This window comes from Janthinobacterium sp. (assembly GCF_009923995.1).
Classification (GTDB): Bacteria; Pseudomonadota; Gammaproteobacteria; order Burkholderiales; family Burkholderiaceae_D; genus Janthinobacterium.
In genome coordinates, this window is the sequence record NZ_RFSK01000026.1 from 26,213 (window position 1) to 44,955 (window position 18,743).

The 18,743-nt window shown below is 65.2% G+C and carries 12 protein-coding genes; 7 read left to right on the plus strand and 5 right to left on the minus strand.

The features are described 5' to 3' along the window. The first annotated feature begins 65 nt into the window (after positions 1-65). From EBS11_RS14505 to EBS11_RS14530, 6 genes are all read left to right on the plus strand, one after another. Positions 66-2,276: an Ig-like domain-containing protein gene (locus EBS11_RS14505; RefSeq protein WP_290603732.1), complete on the plus strand. Its 2,211-nt coding sequence runs from the start codon at positions 66-68 to the stop codon at positions 2,274-2,276. Between the two features lie 76 nt (positions 2,277-2,352). Then, complete coding sequence (gene aroKB, locus EBS11_RS14510; protein WP_290603734.1) at positions 2,353-4,014, plus strand: bifunctional shikimate kinase/3-dehydroquinate synthase AroKB; 1,662 nt, start codon at positions 2,353-2,355, stop codon at positions 4,012-4,014. Between the two features lies 1 nt (position 4,015). Further along, on the plus strand, positions 4,016-5,152 hold the full coding sequence (locus tag EBS11_RS14515) for a deoxyguanosinetriphosphate triphosphohydrolase (protein WP_290603736.1): 1,137 nt from the start codon (positions 4,016-4,018) through the stop codon (positions 5,150-5,152). Positions 5,153-5,328: 176 nt separating this feature from the next. Continuing rightward, positions 5,329-6,048, plus strand: a complete 720-nt coding sequence (gene dsrO / locus EBS11_RS14520) for a sulfate reduction electron transfer complex DsrMKJOP subunit DsrO (RefSeq protein ID WP_290603738.1) — start codon at positions 5,329-5,331, stop codon at positions 6,046-6,048. A 3-nt stretch (positions 6,049-6,051) separates the two neighbouring features. Then, positions 6,052-7,158, plus strand: a complete 1,107-nt coding sequence (nrfD, locus tag EBS11_RS14525; protein WP_290603740.1) for an NrfD/PsrC family molybdoenzyme membrane anchor subunit — start codon at positions 6,052-6,054, stop codon at positions 7,156-7,158. A gap of 10 nt (positions 7,159-7,168) precedes the next feature. Beyond that, entirely contained in the window at positions 7,169-10,390 is a 3,222-nt protein-coding gene (locus EBS11_RS14530; protein WP_290603742.1) for a molybdopterin dinucleotide binding domain-containing protein, read from the plus strand. On the opposite strand, the gene EBS11_RS14535 is transcribed toward EBS11_RS14530, so the two are convergent. From EBS11_RS14535 to mutM, 5 genes are read right to left on the minus strand one after another with little or no spacing between them, the layout of a single operon-like run. Beyond that, entirely contained in the window at positions 10,387-11,001 is a 615-nt protein-coding gene (locus tag EBS11_RS14535; protein WP_290603744.1) for a response regulator, read from the minus strand. The two genes, EBS11_RS14530 and EBS11_RS14535, sit on opposite strands and share 4 nt — an antisense overlap. Next, complete coding sequence (locus tag EBS11_RS14540; protein ID WP_290603746.1) at positions 10,998-12,800, minus strand: sensor histidine kinase; 1,803 nt, start codon at positions 12,798-12,800, stop codon at positions 10,998-11,000. Before EBS11_RS14540 ends, EBS11_RS14535 begins: the two co-directional genes overlap by 4 nt. After that, complete coding sequence (mutY, locus tag EBS11_RS14545) at positions 12,800-13,963, minus strand: A/G-specific adenine glycosylase (protein ID WP_290603748.1); 1,164 nt, start codon at positions 13,961-13,963, stop codon at positions 12,800-12,802. Before mutY ends, EBS11_RS14540 begins: the two co-directional genes overlap by 1 nt. Positions 13,964-14,003: 40 nt before the next feature. Beyond that, on the minus strand, positions 14,004-15,905 hold the full coding sequence (locus EBS11_RS14550; RefSeq protein ID WP_290603750.1) for a dynamin family protein: 1,902 nt from the start codon (positions 15,903-15,905) through the stop codon (positions 14,004-14,006). Positions 15,906-15,942: 37 nt separating this feature from the next. Beyond that, entirely contained in the window at positions 15,943-16,779 is an 837-nt protein-coding gene (gene mutM, locus EBS11_RS14555; RefSeq protein ID WP_290603752.1) for a bifunctional DNA-formamidopyrimidine glycosylase/DNA-(apurinic or apyrimidinic site) lyase, read from the minus strand. 167 nt (positions 16,780-16,946) lie between these two features. Between mutM and EBS11_RS14560 the strand changes: the two genes are divergently transcribed. Next, the gene (locus EBS11_RS14560) at positions 16,947-18,731 is read left to right on the plus strand and encodes a tetratricopeptide repeat protein (RefSeq protein WP_290603754.1); all 1,785 of its coding nucleotides are present in this window, start codon (positions 16,947-16,949) and stop codon (positions 18,729-18,731) included. Positions 18,732-18,743: the final 12 nt, after the last annotated feature.

Consider the following 18,743-nt stretch of genomic DNA (forward strand, 5'->3'; position numbering starts at 1 on the left):
TGGCGACTATGCGGAATGTATCTTGGGGCAACACTTATTGGAGTCGGGTATCGAATTGGCTGGTCTTGCTGGCGTTGGGCGCCTTGCTGGCGGCCTGCGGCGGCGGTGGGGGTGATCCGACCATCGACGGCGGCAGCAGTGGCGGCACGACGGGGGGCGTGGCGGCCGCGGTCAGCGTCACGCTGTATAACGCGGCTGGTCAGCCTAGCAACGCACTGAGCAGCACGACGCCGCTGACGGCCAGGGCTTCCGTCGTCGACAAGAATGGCACGCCTGTCAGTAATGCACTGGTGACGTTTTCCACAGATGCCACATTGGTTTCCTTTTCAACAAGCAATGGCGCGGCGCTCACCGACGCCAAGGGTATCGCCAGCATCACCTTGTCGCCGCTCAATTCGTCGGTCACCGGTGCCGGTAAACTGAGCGCCACGGTGACGGCTGGCAGTGCCACCGTCAGCGCTGAGGCGAACTATGCAGTTACCTCGGTGCAAGCATCGGGTGCCAAGCTGGCGCTATCCCTGCTGAACGGGTCGAGCGCCAGCAGTGCGCTGTCGAGCGCGACCCCGCTGACGGCCAGGGCGCTGGTCAGCGACTTGAGCGGAAAACCGCTCGCTGGCGCGCTTGTGGTGTTCTCGACAGACAACAGCCTGGCCGTCATGTCCTCATCGACGGGCACGGCATTGACGGATGCCGCCGGCGTGGCCAATGTCACCTTGCGGCCCGTGAGCATGTCTGCCAGCGGCGCCGCCAACTTGCGCGCGACCGCGACGGTCAATGGTGCCGTCGTCAGCAACGAGGTCAATTACTCGGTAGGGGCGACCGAACTGACGCTGGGCACGCTCCGGCTTGCTCCGGCCAGCATCGCTGCCTATGGTTCGTCGATGGTTTCCGTCGACGTGCTGGCAGGCGGCAATCTGTATACGGCGCAGAAGGTCAACGTGAGTTTCAGTTCCAGCTGCACCATTGCAGGCAAGGCTACGCTGGCTGCCAGCGTACCTACCAGCGGCGGTACGGCGACAGCCGTGTACCGGGACAATGGCTGTGGCAACAACGACATGATTAACGCCACCGTCGATGGCACGGGATTCGGTTCGCACGCCACCATGTCGGTTGCCCGGCCAGCGGCGGCATCGGTGCAGTTCTCCGCAGTCAGTCCGGTGGGCAAATCGATCGTGATCCAGGGCCAGGGCGGCTTGTCGCGCACGGAAACGGCAACCCTCACTTTCCGCGTTTTCGATACCTTCAACAAGCCGCTGGCTGGTCAGCCGGTGGTATTTGACCTGGTGAACGGGGCAGACATTACGCTTAACAAAACCAGCGATAGCACCGACGCCAACGGCGAAGTCATTACCACCGTCAATTCCGGCAAGACGCCCACCACTTTCCGCGTCAAGGCCAGCCTGGCGTCCGGCGTCTCGACCCTGTCCGACTCCATCCTCGTGACGACGGGCCTGCCGGTGCAGACGGCATTTTCCCTCAGCGTGGCCAAACCCAATGTGGAAGGCTGGTCGTATGACAGTGCGGTCGGCAGCCCCGCGACGACCATCACGGTCCTTCTGGCCGACCAGGCGGGCAATCCTGTCCCCGATGGCACGCCGGTGGCATTCCAAAGCAGCCTGGGGGCAGTCGGTTCTGCCAGCATGGGTGGGTGCACGACCACGAATGGCGGCTGCACGGTCGATTTCCGCAGCCAGAATCCGCGCGTGGCGACCAATCCGCCGACTACGCCGTGCAACGATGTGGCCCATGGCGGCACACCCGACGCCGACTGGCCGGGCCTGGCCATTGTGTGCGCCAGCACGACAGACGGTAGCAAGCCCCTGTTTGCAAGGATTGGCATCTTTTTGAGCGGCAGCCGTGCCGAGAACCTCACGCTGGCCGACGGCACGAAGAGAGTCAGTCTCGATGGCAGTACCTACGATCTGGGCACCGTGAAGGCTGCGGACGTGCGCCAGTTCACGCTGCGTATCAGCGATTTGCACCAGAATCCCATGCCTTCCGGGAGTACGGTGGCGATCACCAGCCTGGTCAACGGTGCCGCCACGATATCGCCGATCAGCGTGCAAAACATCTTCCCGCATGATGGCGCCGGCGTCGACGACAGGACGGGCGGCAACATTCAAGGTAACCAGGGAAGCTGGCATGCCGTTACAATTAACAGCCTGACGCCGACCAGTTGCACGGTTGCGTTGGCCAGCACGTTTAATGTGACGGTGACGACGCCGCTGGGCAACACCACCAGTTATCCGTTTAAACTGGCATTCTCTTGTCCTTGACGCGAGGGGGACGGGCGGTGCTGCGCAGGAGGCAGGCCGCTCGTGGCGTCCGTTTATTTTCTGAATGATATAAAAAGTGTCTGAAATCTCTAACAGTAATATCTTCCTTGTCGGCCTCATGGGCGCAGGTAAAACCACGATCGGGCGCATCCTGGCCCGCAAGCTGGGCTTGCGCTTTGTCGATTCCGACCACGAAATCGAGGCACGCACGGGAGCGACCATCCCGTGGATCTTTGAAATCGAGGGCGAGGCCAGCTTTCGCCGGCGCGAGGCCGAAGTCATCCGCGACCTGAGCGCCCAGGAAGGCATCGTCATGGCCACGGGCGGCGGGGCCATTCTCAATGCAGACAGCCGCGCCTACCTGAAGGAACGCGGCACGGTGGTCTACCTGCGCGCCAGCGTCAGCAACATCCTCACGCGCACCAGCCATGACAAGAACCGGCCCCTCCTGCAGACGGCCGACCCGCGCAAGAAGCTGGAAGAATTGACGGCGCAGCGCGAGCCCCATTACCTGGAAGTGGCCGACATTGTGATCGACACGGGCCGTCCTAACGTACAATCGATGGTTCAGACTATCCTGATGCAGCTGGCCAGCCTCGAATGCGAGGCCTCGCCGAACTGCGTCATTCATGCAGAGCCTTCGATGAACGAGCAATCCAAAATGTTGTTGAGCGTAGACCTCGACGAACGCAGTTATCCGATCGCCATCGGTCCCGGCCTGCTGGCCGACGCCGATGCGCTGCTGCGCCATATCAGCGGTCACAAGGTGGCCATCGTCACCAATACCACCGTCGCCCCCCTGTACCTGGGCCGCCTGCAGGCGGCGCTGGCCAGCGATGGCCGCGAAGTGATCAGCATCGTCCTGCCGGACGGCGAAGAGTACAAGAACTGGGCCAGCCTGATGCAGATCTTCGATGCGCTGCTGGCTAACAAATGCGACCGCAAGACTACCCTGGTGGCGCTGGGCGGCGGCGTGATCGGCGACCTGACCGGCTATGCGGCGGCCAGCTACATGCGCGGCATCGGCTTCGTGCAGGTGCCCACCACCCTGCTGGCGCAGGTCGACTCCTCCGTCGGCGGCAAGACGGGCATCAACCACCCGCTGGGCAAGAACATGATCGGCGCCTTCTACCAGCCGCGCGCCGTGATCGCCGACACTTCGACCCTGGAAACCCTGCCGGCGCGCGAGCTGTCGGCCGGCCTGGCCGAAGTGATCAAGCATGGCGCCATCATCGACGCAGCGTTTTTCGACTGGATCGAGGCGAACATGGCCAAGCTGATGGCGCGCGACAAGGGCGCGCTGGCGTATGCCATCGCCCGTTCGTGCGAAATCAAGGCCGACGTGGTGCGCCAGGACGAGCGTGAAGGCGGCTTGCGCGCCATCCTGAATTTCGGCCACACCTTCGGCCACGCCATCGAAGCGGGCCTGGGCTACGGCCACTGGCTGCATGGCGAAGCCGTCGGCTGCGGCATGGTGATGGCGGCCGACCTGTCGTGCCGCATGGGCTATATCGACCAGGCGGCTGTGGAGCGTGTGCGCAAGCTCGTCGCCGCCGCCGGCCTGCCGATCAAGGCGCCGGACCTCGGTGTCGAGCGCTGGCTGGAACTGATGGAAGTGGACAAGAAGAACGAGGGCGGTGCCATCAAGTTCATCCTGTTGCAACCCCTGGGCAGCCCGAACATCACGTCCGCGCCGCACGAGCTGGTGCTGGCCACCCTGGCCGCCGGAGTGCAGTAACATGCTGCCCGAAGACTTCCTCGCCCCCTATGCGGCCCACTCGGCGCAGGGGCAGGGACGTCGCTTTGCCGAGGCGCCGCACGCCTCGCGCAGCCAGTTCCAGCGCGACCGCGACCGCATCATCCACTCCTCGGCCTTCCGCCGCCTCGAGTACAAGACCCAGGTGTTCCTCAACCACGAGGGAGATTTGTTCCGCACGCGCCTGACGCACAGCCTGGAAGTGGCGCAGGTGGGCCGCTCCATCGCGCGTAACCTGCGCCTCAATGAAGACCTGGTGGAAGCCATCGCGCTGGCGCATGACCTGGGCCACACGCCGTTCGGCCACGTGGGCCAGGACGTGCTCAACGAATGCATGCGCGAGCACGGCGGCTTCGAGCACAACCTGCAAAGCCTGCGCGTGGTCGATACCCTGGAAGAGCATTACGGCGCCTTCGACGGCTTGAACCTGATGTTCGAGACGCGCGAAGGCATCCTGAAACACTGCTCGCTGGCGCACGCGCGCGAACTGGGTCCCGTAGCCCAGCGCTTCATCGACCGCACGCAGCCGACGCTGGAAGCGCAGCTGACCAACCTGGCGGACGAAATCGCCTACAACAGCCATGATATCGACGACGGCCTGCGTTCCGGCCTGATCACCATCGACCAACTGGAAGAGGTGGAATTCTTCGGCCGCCTGTGGCGCGACGTGCAGCAGGCGTTCCCCGGCCTGTCGGGACGGCGCGCCATCTACGAAACCCTGCGCCGCCTGATCACGGCCCTGGCCGACGATTTGATCGTCACCTCGACGCAGCTGATCGCCGACGCCGCCCCGCGCGACGTCAGCGAAGTGCGCGCCAGTCCACCGCTGATCCGTTTTTCGGACCCCATGCGCAAGGATGCGACAGAGCTCAAGCGCTTTTTGCGCGCCAACCTGTACCGCCACTACCAGGTCAACCGCATGCGTGTGAAGGCCAGCCGCATCGTGCGCGAACTGTATGACAGCTTCATGGCCGAACCGGCCCTGCTGCCGCCCGATTATCAGGTCAGCGGTGACGATGTCAGCAAGCAGGCGCGCAAGATCGCCGACTACATCGCCGGCATGACGGACCGCTACGCGATCCGCGAACACCGTCGCTTATATTCTTTGGATGAGTTGTAGGTCGGATTATGCGTGGCCTTGCCGCGCCACTCCGGCCTACCTCGCATTTTCGATCCTGTCAATCGGCATGATCATCTAGCTCCCCACCCGATCCCCCCAATACCCTAGCCGCACCTTCTTTTCTATCATGGCAGCAAGTCAACAAGGGCTTGCCGCCCATCGTCAAGGAGAGTGCCATGATTGAATCGCGCCGCAGTTTCTTGCGCGCCTTGCCAACCGTTACCATCGGGGCGGCCATCGCGCCGCTGCCCGGCAAGGCCGCCATGGCGGCCACCCAGGGCGAAGGCGGCCAGCGCTGGGCGATGGTGGTCGATGTGCAGAAGTGCATCGGCTGCCAGGCGTGCACCGTCTCCTGCATCATGGAAAACGCCGTGCCGGAAAACAGCTTCCGCACCGTCGTCTCCACCTATGAAGTCAAGGAAGACAAGCGCTGCGGCACCTACATGCTGCCGCGCCTGTGCAACCACTGCGCCAACCCTCCCTGCATCCCCGTCTGTCCCGTGGGCGCCACTTTCCAGCGCAAGGATGGCGTCGTCGTCGTCGATGGCGACCGCTGCGTGGGCTGCGCCTACTGCGTGCAGGCCTGCCCCTACGACGCGCGCTTCATCAACCACGAGACGGGCAAGGCCGACAAATGCACGTTCTGCGCGCACCGCGTCGACGAAGGCTTGCTGCCCGCCTGCGTGGAAACCTGCGTGGGCGGTGCGCGCATCTTCGGTGACCTGAATGACCCGCACAGCGTCGTGCACCAGCTGCTGACCGAGAACAAGGTGAAGGTGCTCAAACCCGAGCAGGGCACCCAGCCCCACGTGTTTTACCTGGGACTTGACACGCGCTTCGCCGGCCACGTCGAGGGCGAAGCGACACTTTGGCAACCGAGCAAACACGGGAAATAAACCATGGACAGCCACATCACCGAAATTCTCAACGTCACGCGCGAAGCGGCATGGCTGCCGTGGGCGGTGCAGTATTTTTTCCTCATCGGCCTCAGTTACGGCAGCTTCATGCTGACCCTGCCGTACTTCGTCTTCGGCCGCAAGGCGTATGAGCGCCTGGGGCGCATCGCGCTGCTGGCGGCCCTCGTGTGCGGCATGACAGCGCCCGTGGCGCTGCTGGCCGACCTGCACGGGCCGGGCCGCTTCTACCACTTCTACATTTACTTCCAGCCGCAGTCGTGGATGTCGTGGGGTTCCTTCTTCATTCCCCTGTATCTGGGCTGTCTGATGGTGTACGCGTGGCTGGCGCTGCGCGTGGACTTCGCCACGGGGGGGCAGGGCCAGGACCGCCTGGCCTTCGCCTACCGCCTGCTGGGGCGCGGCGGTGCCGCTTCCCTGCGGGCCATCCGCGTCGCCGCCGCCTTCACCCTGCTGGCCGCCTTCGTCGTCGGCCTGTACACGGGCATGGAAGTGATGGTGGTGCGCGCCCGTCCCCTGTGGTTCACGCCCTTCCTGCCGGCGCAGTTTGCCGCCACGGCCTTCGTCGGGGCCGTGGGCCTGGCGCTGCTGTTCAACCGCTGCCTGCCGGGCCGCGACCAGGCGCTGGAAGTGTCCCTGAACCGCGCGCTGGTCCTGTCGCTGGCGCTGGTGCTGGCCCTGGGCGGAGGCTGGCTGTTCGTCAGTCTTTCTGGCGTGAGCGCCAGCCACAGCATGGCCTTTACGCAGGTGGCCGGCATGCCGCAATGGCAGTTCACGGCCGTCTGGGCCGTGCTGTCGTCCATCGTGCCGATGGCCTTGGCCATCTGGCGTCCGGCCACGAGTGGCCTCGTCAACGGCCTGATCGCGCTGCACAGCGCCTGGATGATGCGCTGGACGATCTTCATCGGCGGCCAGACGATCCCGAAGACGGGGGCGGGCCTGTACGACTACCACCTGCCGATGGGGAACGATGGCTTGATGGGGATCATTGGCACGGCCGGCCTGTGGATCGCGTTGCTGTTGCTGATGCTGGAATTTTTGCCATGGGCGGGACGCCTGGTACGCAGCCGTCCCGCCATGGCCACGCACTGAGGAGTTGAAAATGAACGAACGCACCCATAACGACGACCGCAACGACGTCCCGGAAGACGAGAACGAGAAGCGCCGCAAGCTGCTGCGCTACGGCGCCATCGGCGGCGGCCTGGCCGCCTTTGCCGCCAGCTTTTCCACCACGGCCGGCCGCATGGTCGACCACGCGCTGGGCAAAGACAAACCCGTGCAGAAGCTGCACGGCAATTCCCTGGTACCCGAGTTTTCCGTCGACACGGCCACGGGCAAGCTGACGGTCAATCCGGACCAGCAAGTGAGCTACACCATGTGCATGGGCTGCACCACGTTTTGCGGGGTGCGCGTGCGTCTGGATAAAAAAAGCGGCAAGGTGCTGCGCGTGGCGGGCAACCCGTACAGCCCCATGTCGGCCGACCCGGCGCTGCCCTACCAGACGCCGATCCGCGACAGCTTTGTCTCGCTGTCGCGCTTCCAGGAAAAGGGGCTGAAGGGCCGCTCCACGGCCTGCGGCCGTGGCAACGGCGTGCTGGAACAGATGGAGTCGCCGTTCCGCGTGCTGGCGCCCATGAAGCGCGTGGGACCGCGTGGCGGCGGCCAGTGGGAACCGATCGCCTTCGACCAGCTAGTGAAGGAAGTGACGGAAGGCGGCGACCTGTTTGGCGAAGGCCATGTACAGGGTTTGCGCGCGCTGCGCGAGCTGGAAAAACCCATCGATCCGGCGCAGCCGGAGCTGGGCCCGCAAGTGAACCAGGTGGGCCTGATGTGCAGCACCGACGATGGCCGCCTGGCATTCGGCACGCGTTTTTTCAAGCAGTCGTACGGCAGCCTGAACCTGGTCAACCACGGTTCGTATTGCGGTGGCGCCTACCGCAGCGGTTCGGGCGCCATGTTCGGCGACATGAAGAAAATGCCGCACGCGAAAGTGGACCTGGAAAACACGGAATTCTGCATGTTCGTCGGCACTGCCCCTGGCAATGCGGGCAACCCGTTCAAGCGCCAGGGCACCCTGATCGCCAAGGCGCGCTCGGGCAAGCGCGATTTCAGCTACGTCGTCGTCGACCCCGTGCTGACGAATGCGGACAGCCTGGCGGCGGGCGACCGCAGCCGCTGGGTGCCCATCAAGCCGGGCACGGATGGCGCGCTGGCCATGGCGATGATACGCTGGATCATCGAGCACGAACGCTATGACCGCCACTTCCTCGCGCAGCCGAACCTGAAGGTGGCGGAGGCGGCGGGCGAGGCCGCCTGGTGCAATGCCACGCATTTGATCATCAGCGAAAAGGGCCATCCGCGCGACGGCCGCTACCTGCGCGGCTCCGACATCGGCGCGGTCGAACTGGCGGAAGAAGAGCGCTACAAGGATGGCGACCCGTTCTGCGTGATTGACGCTGCCACGCAGGCCATTGTGCCGCACAGCGCCGCCAAGGGCGAGGCGCGGCTGTTCTTCGATGGCCCGCTGGACGTTGCGGGCGCGCCGCTGCACCTGAAGACGGCCATGACGATGCTCAACGAGGAAGCGCAGCGCCACAGCATGGAGGAATACGCGGCTGCCTGCGGTATTTCGCGCGACATCATCGAAGGCCTGGCGCAGGAACTGACCAGCCATGGCAAGCGCGCCGCCGTCAATGCGCACGGCGGCATGATGTCGGGCGCCGGCTTTTATAACGCGTATGCCCTGGTCATGCTCAACACCCTGATCGGAAATTTGAACCGCAAGGGCGGCACCCTCGTCAACGGCGGCAGCTTCAAGGATGCGGGCCCGGGTCCGCGCTACAACCTGGAGAGTTTCGACGGCGAGATCAAGGCGGCGGGCATGCCCATCGGGCGCAATGTGCCATATGAAAAAACCTCGGAATTCAAGCTGAAGAAAGAAGCGGGCAAGGCGTATCCGGCCAAGGCGCCGTGGTATCCGAACGCGCCCGCGCTGGCCACCGAATGGCTCACCAGCGCCATGAATGGCTACCCCTACACCCTGAAGGCGCTGATCCTGTGGAGCTGCAATCCCGTGTACGGCATCACGGGCTTGCGCACGCAGATCGGCAAGGAGCTGGCCGATCCGAAGAAGATTCCCCTCATCGTCGCCATCGACCCCTTCATCAATGAAAGCTCGGCGTTTGCCGACTATCTGCTGCCCGACACCCTGCTGTATGAAAGCTGGGGCTGGGCCGGCGCCTGGGGCGGCATGCCCGTCAAGATGAGCACGGCGCGCTGGCCCGTGGTCGAGCCGCGCGTGCAAAAGACGCCGGACGGCCAGCCCATCTGCATGGAAACGTTCTTCATCGCGCTGGCGAAGACGATGGACTTGCCCGGCTTCGGCCCCGATGCCTTGCAGGACATGGATGGCCAGCGCTTCCCCCTGCAGCGGGCGGAAGACTGGTATCTGCGGGGCGGCGCCAACATCGCCTGGCAGGGCAAGACAGCCGTGCCGGAAGCCAGCGACGACGACATTGCGCTCTCCGGCGTGGCGCGCATCCGCCCCGAACTGGAGCGCACCCTGAAGCCGGAAGAGTGGCGCAAGGTGGCCTTCATGTTGGCGCGGGGAGGGCGTTACCAGAGCTATGGCGAGATGTTTGGCCTGCGCCTGCCGCCACCGGCGAACCCCAAGGCGCCGGTGGCGCCTGCCCCGGCCGTCGATGAGACGCCGTATCCGCAGGACTGGTCCACGCACCGCTATCTGAAGCCCATGATGCTGTACAACGAGGGCCTGGGCGTGAGCAAGAACAGCTTGAGCGGCAAGCGCTTTCCCGGTACGCCTGCCTGGCGGGTGGCGGCGTTTGCCGACGGCACGCCCGTGCGCAAGACTTATCCGGTGAGCGAATGGCCGTTCGAATTGATCAGCTTTAAATCGGCGCTGCAGAACTCGTACAGCATCGGCGCGCGGCGCTTGCGCGGCATCCACCCCGACAACCCGGTCGCCGTGCATCCCGACGATGCGGCCCGCCTGAAGCTGGAAAATGGCGATGAGATTTATCTGGAAACGCCGGGTGGCAGGGCCAGGGCCACGGTGATGCTGCGCCATGGCGTGCAGCGGGGCGTGATCGCCGTGGAACACGGCTTCGGCCACAAGGAGCACGGCGCGCGCGCCCACCGCATCGGCAAGCTGCGCCAGCCCGACGAGCCGGCCATCGGCGCGGGCATCAACCTGAACGACCTGGGATTGACGGACCCGAGCCGCGGCGACAAGAACGTGTTTGTCGATCCCGTGTCAGGCACGTCGGTGCGGCAGGGACTGCCGGCGCGTATCGTGCGGGCTTAAATCGCCCCACCCGCCATCAGCAGCCGGGCCACCTCGGCTGCTGAATGCAGGCCCAGTTTTTCCATCGTGTTATGGCGGTGCACCTGCACCGTCTTGTCGCTGATGCCCAGCTCGCGGGCGATGACTTTCGAGGCCTTGCCTTCGGCCATCAGCAGCGCCACTTCGCGCTCGCGCGCGGTAAGCCTGGCCAGCGCCGATTGGGCCGTCGTCGTGCTGGCGGCGTTGCGGCTTTCCTCCACGCTGCGTGCCACGGCCCGGCTGACGGCGTCCAGCAAGACCTGGTCTTTGCACGGCTTCTCTAAAAAATCGCAGGCGCCCGCCTTCATCGTCTGCACGGCCATGGCCAGGTCGCCGTGGCCGCTGAGGAAAATCACGGGTAGCGCAATCGCATGGCGCGACAGCTCCTGCTGCAATTCCAGTCCGCTCATCAGGGGCATGCGCACGTCGAGCAGCAAACAGCCGGGGACATGGCCATCGTAGCGCTGCAGGAAGTCGCGCGCCGATTCGAAGGCTTGCACTTGCCAGCCGGCCGAATCGAACAGATAGGCCAGCGAGCGGCGCATGGCGGCGTCGTCGTCGACGACAAAGATGATCGCATCGCTTTCGTTCATGGTGTGTCCTTGTTTGCTTGCATGCCCGTATCTTCCGGCAGGCGGAACCAGACCGTCAAGCCTGGCGCGTCCGCGTTGGCATGGGCCGACAGGCTGCCGCCGAACGATTCGATGATGCTTTTGCTGAGCGACATGCCCAGGCCCAGGCCCTCGGCCTTGGTGGTAAAAAACGGTTCGAACAGGCGCGCCATCTGCGCCGCTTCCAGGCCGCATCCCGCGTCGCGCACGGCTACCGTACAGGCGCCGTTTTCGCGGTGCAGCAGCACGCCGATCGGGTGCTGGGGATTACCGTTTTCCAGCTGCGCATCGAGCGCATTTTTCAGCAGATTGAGCAGCACCTGCTGCACCTGCTGCGGGTCGGCCAGCACGCGCGGTGCCGCGCTGACCGCCTCGTGGCGCCAGTCGATGCTCGCTTGCGGATGGGCCGCGCGGAACAGGGTCACGGCTTGCTCCACGGCGTCGGCCAGGGCAAAGGGCGTGCTGTGCGTGGGACGCTTTTGCGCCATGGCGCGGATGTGGCGGATGATGGCACCCGCGCGCTCGCTTTGCGTGGCGATTTCCTGCGCGCCGTCGAGCAAGGGGGCCGCCTCCAGCCGGCCCGCCGCGATGCGGCGCGCCATGCCGCGCGCGAAATTGCCGATGGCCGCCAGCGGCTGGTTCAGTTCGTGCGCGATGGCGCTGGCCATCTCGCCCAGGATCGCCAGGCGCGCCGTGTGGTCGAGCGTGGCCTGACGCTGGCGCGCCTGCTCTTCCAGCGCGCGCTGCTGGTGCTGGGCTGCGCGCAACTGCTCCGTGCGGCGGCTGACCAGGTATTCCACGCGCACCGTGTGCACGGCCCAGGCGACGAGCAGGGCCAGCACCAGCAGCATCCAGCCCCAGTAGCGGCGCAGCGCCGTTTCGAACGTCAGCTTGTCCAGGTAGGCGTAGGGGCCGATGCGCAAGTCGCGGAACAGCTCATCGACGATCTGGTAGTCGCTCGGCACCGTCCAGCTGTAGCCTTCGCTGGTGCGCGGCATGGCCAGCAGCGCTTGCGCCACCTTTTTTGCCAGTGCCGGCGGCGTCTGGCGCAGGGCGACGAAAGGCCAGTCCGGATATAGGCGCGAGGACGTGGCGCAGCGAAAACCCGGTATCGGCCGAGTGGTGATCACGCGCAGTTCATCGGACTGCACTTCTCCCCGCGCCACCATCTGTTCGAGCAAACAGGTGCGCACGATGCCCGCATCCATGCGCCCCGCGCGCACGGCGTCGATGATCTGCTGCGACGGAAAACCGCTGTAGCGCAGGCTGGCAAAATCGCGGGCCGGATCGATGCCCGCTTCGCGCAGTTCGCGCGCGGCGATCTGGTAGCCGCCGAACGCATCGGGTGCCACAGCCATCACGTTCTTGCCCGCCAGGTCCGCCAGGTCGTGCAGGGGCGCCGTGCTGCGCACGACGATGGCCGAGCCGATGGCCTGGCGCGGCGAGTCCGTCCATGGCGATTCCAGGGTGGCGATGCGGCTGGCGCCGTCGCTGTGTTCGAGTGCCACGTAATGGCCGCTGCTGGTGATGGCAAAGGCGATCGCTTGCGACTGCACGGCGCGCGTCAGTCCTGCCTGGTCGTAGTCGGCCAAGGTAAAACGGATGCCGGGGATGCTGGCCTGCAGGTGGCGCGTCACATACGACCAGTCGCGCTGCACGGCGTCGCCGCCCTTGTAGGCGAGCACGCCAATTCTCACCTCCGGCAGCTCGGGCAGGCCATCCGCCGCGCGGGCACCGTGCAGACACAGCGCCGCCAGCGCGAACAGTACAAGACGCCGCACTAGAACATGCTGCGCTGTGCCGCGCGTGCATCACCGAACAGGTCCAGCAGCAGTTTCTTGATGGGCGCCGGCAGGGGCGCCTCGGCGATTTTCGCGCCGTCGTACCAGATGTGCGTGGACTCTCCGGCCAGCGCCAGGCGCCGCGCCAGGGTGATACGGCAGGGGACGATGTGCAGCTTGTAGTGCGTAAAGACGTGCACAATGGGCAGCAGCCGTTCCTGCGTTTCGATGGTACCGAATGGCGCCACGGCACGCGCCAGCGCATCCTGATCGATGGCGCGCGGAGAGTCTGCATCTGCCAGCACGTGGCCATCCAGTTCGGGCAAGGACAGCAGGCCGCCCCAGATGCCCGAGCCGGGGCGCTGCTCCAGCAGCACCTGGCCGTCGTCGATGATGACGAGCATGACGGCGTGTTTTTCCGGACTGGCCTTCTTTGGCTTGCGCACGGGCAGATCCTTGGTGCGGCCGGTGGCGTAGGCCACGCAGCGCGGCTGCAGCGGGCAGCGGCCGCAATCGGGGCTGCTGCGCGTGCACAGGGTGGCGCCGAAGTCCATCAGGCCCTGCGTGTAGGCTTCGATGCCGGTCTCCGGCAGCAGCGCTTCGGCGCGGCGCCACATGGCTTCCTCGACCCGTTTTTCGCCGGGATAGGCATCGATGCCGAAGGTGCGGGCGAAGACGCGCTTGACGTTGCCGTCCATGATGGCCGCGCGCGTGCTGCTGGAGAACGCGGAGATGGCGGCCGCCGTCGAGCGGCCGATGCCGGGCAGGTCGGCCAGCAGGGCGGGATCGCTGGGGAAGACGCCGTCATATTCGGCTACCACGCGCTGCGCGCACTTGTGCAGGTTGCGCGCCCGCGTGTAGTAACCGAGGCCGCTCCACTGCGCCATCACGTCTTCCACGGGGGCTGCTGCCAGGTCGCGTAGGGTGGGGAAGCGTTCGAGGAAGCGCGCGTAGTAGCCCAGCACGGCCGTCACCTGCGTTTGCTGCAGCATGATTTCGGACAGCCAGATCAGGTAAGCGTCGCGCGTGTTTTGCCACGGCAGCGCGTGGCGGCCATGCTGCTGTTGCCAGGCGATGACGGTGGCGGAAAAAGTGGGGTCAATATAGTCTTCAAAAAGTGCCGCGCCCGTGGCGGGCGAGAGCGGATGCAGCAGACGTTTCATGCAGGGTTCCAGTATCTTGTAGCGTGTTATGGCGTGTGTGTTAAGTGGCGCTGGTGGCGCGCACGGTGGCGAGCAGCTGCGCCAGCTGCACCTTGTCGCGTTCGAGCGCCGCCAGGCTGGCTTCAAAGCCGGCGATTTTCTGTTCCAGGCTGCCCGTCGCGTCGTGGATGCGCTGGATCGAGGCAAAGCGCAGTTTCAGCTGTTCCTTGTATTCGACGATCTGTGCTTCGAGGGGCGCCATGATGACCTTCAGCCAGGCGCTGGCGTCGTCGTTGGCGTTGCTGAAGCTGCGGCGCACGCGCGAGGCGATGGTGTCGAAGAATTTTTCCATCAGCACGACGCGGCTGGTGGTGAGCAGGGTCGCCGTGCCGAATTGCTTATGGTAGACGGCCTCGATGTCGGCAATCTCCTGGCGGTAGCGGGCCAGCGAAAACGGCATCGGCAAGGCCAGCGCCAGGCCGTGTTCGGCGGCGAATTTGCGGTACATCACGTTCATCATTTCCGTGATTTCCGTCGTCTTGCCTTCCGAACGGTCGAGGTTATGGCCGATGCGCTCGAAATACTGGCGCATGGCGTCGCGCAAGCCCGTGAAGAAGCGGCTGCGCTGCATGGCCGTGCGCACGCCGTCGATATCGTCGCGCACGATGTCCATGCCCAGGCTCGTGTACAGCTCCGTCGACAGGCGCGTAAATACGGCGCGCGTCGCCTGCAGCTTGAACAGGCTGCTGTCGAATTCCTTCTTCTCGATATCCACGCGCCGCATCATGTGGGCGATGACGCTCTGGTTCTTGCCGCGCAGGCTATGCAGCTCGTGCAGCTGCTCGGCGATGCCGCGCGCGCGCGCCGCCGCCTGCACCTGCTGCGCCGATTGAATCGCATCCAGGTCGAATGTCAGCTGGTGCCGGATGATGTCCTTGCGCGCGGGGATCAGCTCCTCGAACAGGGCCGTTTCCAGCGCCTGCAGGCGGCTCTTGTCCAGCAGCGCCGCATCGTGGTTGATCTTGCCCACCAAGGCCTTTTGCGCGGAGACGGGAAATACCTGGCCGGCGTCCAGGGTCAGGAGGTGCGCCACGCTGGCCTGCTGGCGTTCGATGGCCTGCGCCACTTCCGCATCGCCGCGCAACTCGTCCCACATGCTGTCGATCTTGTTGAGCACCACCAGGCGCCCCGCGCCGGCGCCGATATGGTTGCGCCAGACTTCGATGTCGCTGCGCGTGACGCCCGTGTCGGCCGCCAGGATGAACAGCACCGCGTGCGCATTCGGGATCAGGTTCAGGGTCAGCTCCGGTTCCGTGCCGATGGCGTTCAGGCCGGGCGTGTCGAGGATGACGAGGCCCTGCTTCAGCAGCGGATGGGGGAAGTTGATGATGGCGTGGCGCCACATGGAGATTTCCACCTGGCCGTGCTCATCGACCATGGATGGGGCATCGGCATCGTCGGCGTCGTACAGGCCGTAGCGGGCGGCTTCCTCCGCGCTGACTTTTTTGGTCAGGCTGACCTGGCGCAGGGCTTCCTGCATGTCGCCGCCCGCCTCGATGTTCAGCGGCAGGACGGTCCAGGCGGCGGGCAGGTCGCGGTAGTCGCTGGTCGACAGGTTCTGCGCGCGCGTCTCGATGGGCAGCAGGCGGATGGACGGCTGCCAGGCGGCGTCGTACAGCAGTTCGGTGGGACACATGGTGGTGCGCCCAGCGCCAGAGGGCAGGATGCGCTGGCCGTAGCCGGCAAAGAAGATGGCGTTGATCAGCTCGGATTTGCCGCGCGAGAATTCCGCCACGAAGGCGACCGATAGACGGTCATCGAGCAGGCGGGAGACGCAGCGCGCCAGGCGCAGCGCACTGGCGCCGTCGACCAGGCCCGCCGCGCTGGCGGCCTGCCGGTATGCCTGCAAGGCGGCCAGCACGTCCTGGCGCCATGCGCTGTATTGTTCCAAGTCCCTGACCATCTGGCTCCCTTTGCCTATGACTTCTTGCTTTTGACCGCTACTTCTGGCAATTCACGCAGTAAAACGTGGAACGCTGTCCCTGCACGATTTGCCGGATTGGCGCGCCGCATACGCGGCATGGCTTGCCCGTGCGGTTGTACGTGAAATATGTCTGCTGGAAGTAGCCGGACTGGCCGTTCACGCCGATGAAGTCGCGCAGGGTGCTGCCGCCCTGGACGATGGCTTCGGCCAGCACGTCGCGGATGGCCTGCGCCAGTTTCTCGTAGCGGGCCAGGCCGATGCGCCGCGCCGGCGTCTTCGGGTTGATCCCTGCGCGGAACAGGCTTTCGGAACAATAGATATTGCCCACGCCGACGACGATGTCGCCCGCCATCAGCACCTGCTTGATGTTGGTGCCCTTGTTGCGCGTTTTTTCGAACAGCAGCCGGCCCGTGAAGCCGCCTTCCAGCGGTTCCGTTCCCAGGCCGCGCAGCAGCACGTGGCTGTCGAGCGGGCCGTCGGCCTCATCGTGCCACAGCACGGCGCCGAAGCGGCGCGGGTCCGTCATGCGCAGCACCTGGCTGGTGCCGTCCGCGTCTTCCACGATCAGGTCGAAATGGTCGTGCTTTTGCGCTTCCGTCCCCGGCGGCAGCACGCGCAGGTGGCCCGACATGCCCAGGTGGATGATCAGCGTGCCGTGGCGGAAGTGGATCAGCAGGTATTTGCCGCGCCGCCCCGTCAGACCGATGGTTTGTCCGGACAGCTGTTCGCCCAGGGCAGGGGGGAAGGGCCAGCGCAGGCCGTCGCGGCGCAGCACGACGGAACGCACGGCGCGGCCCTCGAGATGGGGCGCGACACCGCGCCGTGTAACTTCAACTTCTGGCAATTCTGGCATAGGGCTCGAACGAATGAACAGCGGACAAAAAACAGGCGGGCGACCGGCCGATGGCTGGCCCGGAGAGCATACGTCACGCCAGTGTATATATTTCGTTACATACGTGAAGTACGCAATCTGCGGGTTGGGCGTAGAATCAAACTTTGCCGTTTAGCCAGGATCAGCCTTTGAAAAACGCTTTCGCCATTGTAACCTTGTCCGCCCTGATGGCCACGCATGCCATGGCGCAGACGCCTGCCGTCCCTGCCGATGGGGCGGCCAGCCCCGCTGCGGCCACGGCGCAGCCCTTGCCGGGCACCGAGTCCGGCGACGACGCCAGGGACGAGAAGCTGCCCAAGGTGGAATTGAGCAGCGACCTGCTGTACAAGCTGACCAAGGCTGAAATGGAATTCAAGAGCGGCCAGTGGCAGGGGCCGTATGTGACCATGATGGTGGCGGCCCAGCAGACGCGCGATCCGCGCCTGGCGCGCCGCGCTTCCGAAATGGCGCTCGCCGCCAAGCAGGGTGGCGAGGCGCTGGCGGCTATCCGTCTGTGGCGCGAGCTGGCCCCGGAATCGGACGAAGCGACGCAGTTTTTCCTCGGCTTCGTCGTCCTGACGGACAAGATCGAGGAGGCGGAACCGATTTTCGCCGAACGCCTGGCCAATGCGCCGGCGGGCGCGCGCGGCGTGGCCCTGTTCCAGATGCAGCAGATTCTGGCGCGGGCAAATGACAAGCTGTATGCCTACTCGATGGTGACGCGCCTGGTGCAGCCCTACCTGGACATGTTCGAGGCGCACCTGGTGCTGGCGCAGGGCGCCCTGTCGATCGGCGAACGTGACCGCGCCATCGGCGAAGCGAACAAGGCGCTGGCCATCAAGCCTAATTCCGAACTGGCCGTGCTGACCCTGGCGCAGGTGACAGGCGAAGCCGAGGCGGCAGGCAAGGTGCTGGCCGCCTTCCTGGACAAGAATCCCGATGCCGTCGAGGTGCGCGGCGCGTATGCACGCCTGCTGGTTGAGCAAAAGCAGCTCGAGCCGGCGCGCGACCAGTTCCTGCTGCTGCTGAAAAGCCAGCCCGATAACGTGGGCGCCCTGTATGCGCTCGGCATCGTGGCGCTGCAGCTGGAAGATACCAAGGGCGCCGAGCAGTACTTCAAGCGTTTCCTGGCCGTGCTCGACAAATCGCCTGGCGATGCGCGCGATCCGTTCAAGGCCCTGATGATCCTGTCGCAGATCGCCGAGACGCGCGGCGACACGGCCGGCGCTATCGCCTGGCTGGACAAGATCGACAACCGCGAGTCGGCCGGCTATTTCGATGGCCGCCTGCGCCGCGCCCAGCTGATCGCCCGTGGCGGCAATCTCGATGCGGCGCGCAAGGCGCTGACGGAAATCGAAACGGACGATCCGGCGAACCAGGCGCAGGTGCTGCTGGTGGACGCGCAATTCCTGCGAGACGCCGGCTACGTGCAAAGCGCCTACACGGTGCTGGAAAACGCCTTGCTGCGCTTCCCCGACAATCCGGAACTGCTGTACGACTATGCCTTGCTGGCCGAGCGCCTGGACAAACTCGATCTGATGGAGGCCAGCCTGCGCCGCGTGATGGCGCTGGCGCCCGACAACCAGCATGCGTACAACGCCCTGGGCTACTCGCTGGCCGAGCGCGGCGTCCGCCTGCCGGAAGCGTACGCGCTGATCGAGAAGGCGCTGCAGATGGCGCCTGGCGACCCGTTCATCATGGACAGCATGGGCTGGGTGCAGTTCCGTATGGGCAACCTGGCCGCCGCGGAAACGGCGCTGCGCCGCGCCTATGCCGTGCGCAGCGATCCGGAAATCGCCGTCCACCTGGGTGAAGTGCTGTGGCAGAAGGGCGACAAGGACGAAGCGCAAAAGCTGTGGCGCGAAGCGCAAGTCAAGGACCCGAAAAACGATGCGCTGAAAAGCACCCTGGCGCGCCTGAATGTCAGCCTGTGATTGCATCGATTA

Bases quoted from the DNA above. Each gene is read 5' to 3' on its own strand.
- EBS11_RS14515 (WP_290603736.1), top strand. From the start codon at position 4,016: ATGCTGCCCGAAGACTTCCTCGCCCCCTATGCGGCCCACTCGGCGCAG.
- dsrO (WP_290603738.1), top strand. From the start codon at position 5,329: ATGATTGAATCGCGCCGCAGTTTCTTGCGCGCCTTGCCAACCGTTACC.
- nrfD (WP_290603740.1), top strand. From the start codon at position 6,052: ATGGACAGCCACATCACCGAAATTCTCAACGTCACGCGCGAAGCGGCA.
- EBS11_RS14530 (WP_290603742.1), top strand. From the start codon at position 7,169: ATGAACGAACGCACCCATAACGACGACCGCAACGACGTCCCGGAAGAC.
- EBS11_RS14535 (WP_290603744.1), bottom strand. From the start codon at position 11,001: ATGAACGAAAGCGATGCGATCATCTTTGTCGTCGACGACGACGCCGCC.
- mutY (WP_290603748.1), bottom strand. From the start codon at position 13,963: ATGAAACGTCTGCTGCATCCGCTCTCGCCCGCCACGGGCGCGGCACTT.
- EBS11_RS14550 (WP_290603750.1), bottom strand. From the start codon at position 15,905: ATGGTCAGGGACTTGGAACAATACAGCGCATGGCGCCAGGACGTGCTG.
- mutM (WP_290603752.1), bottom strand. From the start codon at position 16,779: ATGCCAGAATTGCCAGAAGTTGAAGTTACACGGCGCGGTGTCGCGCCC.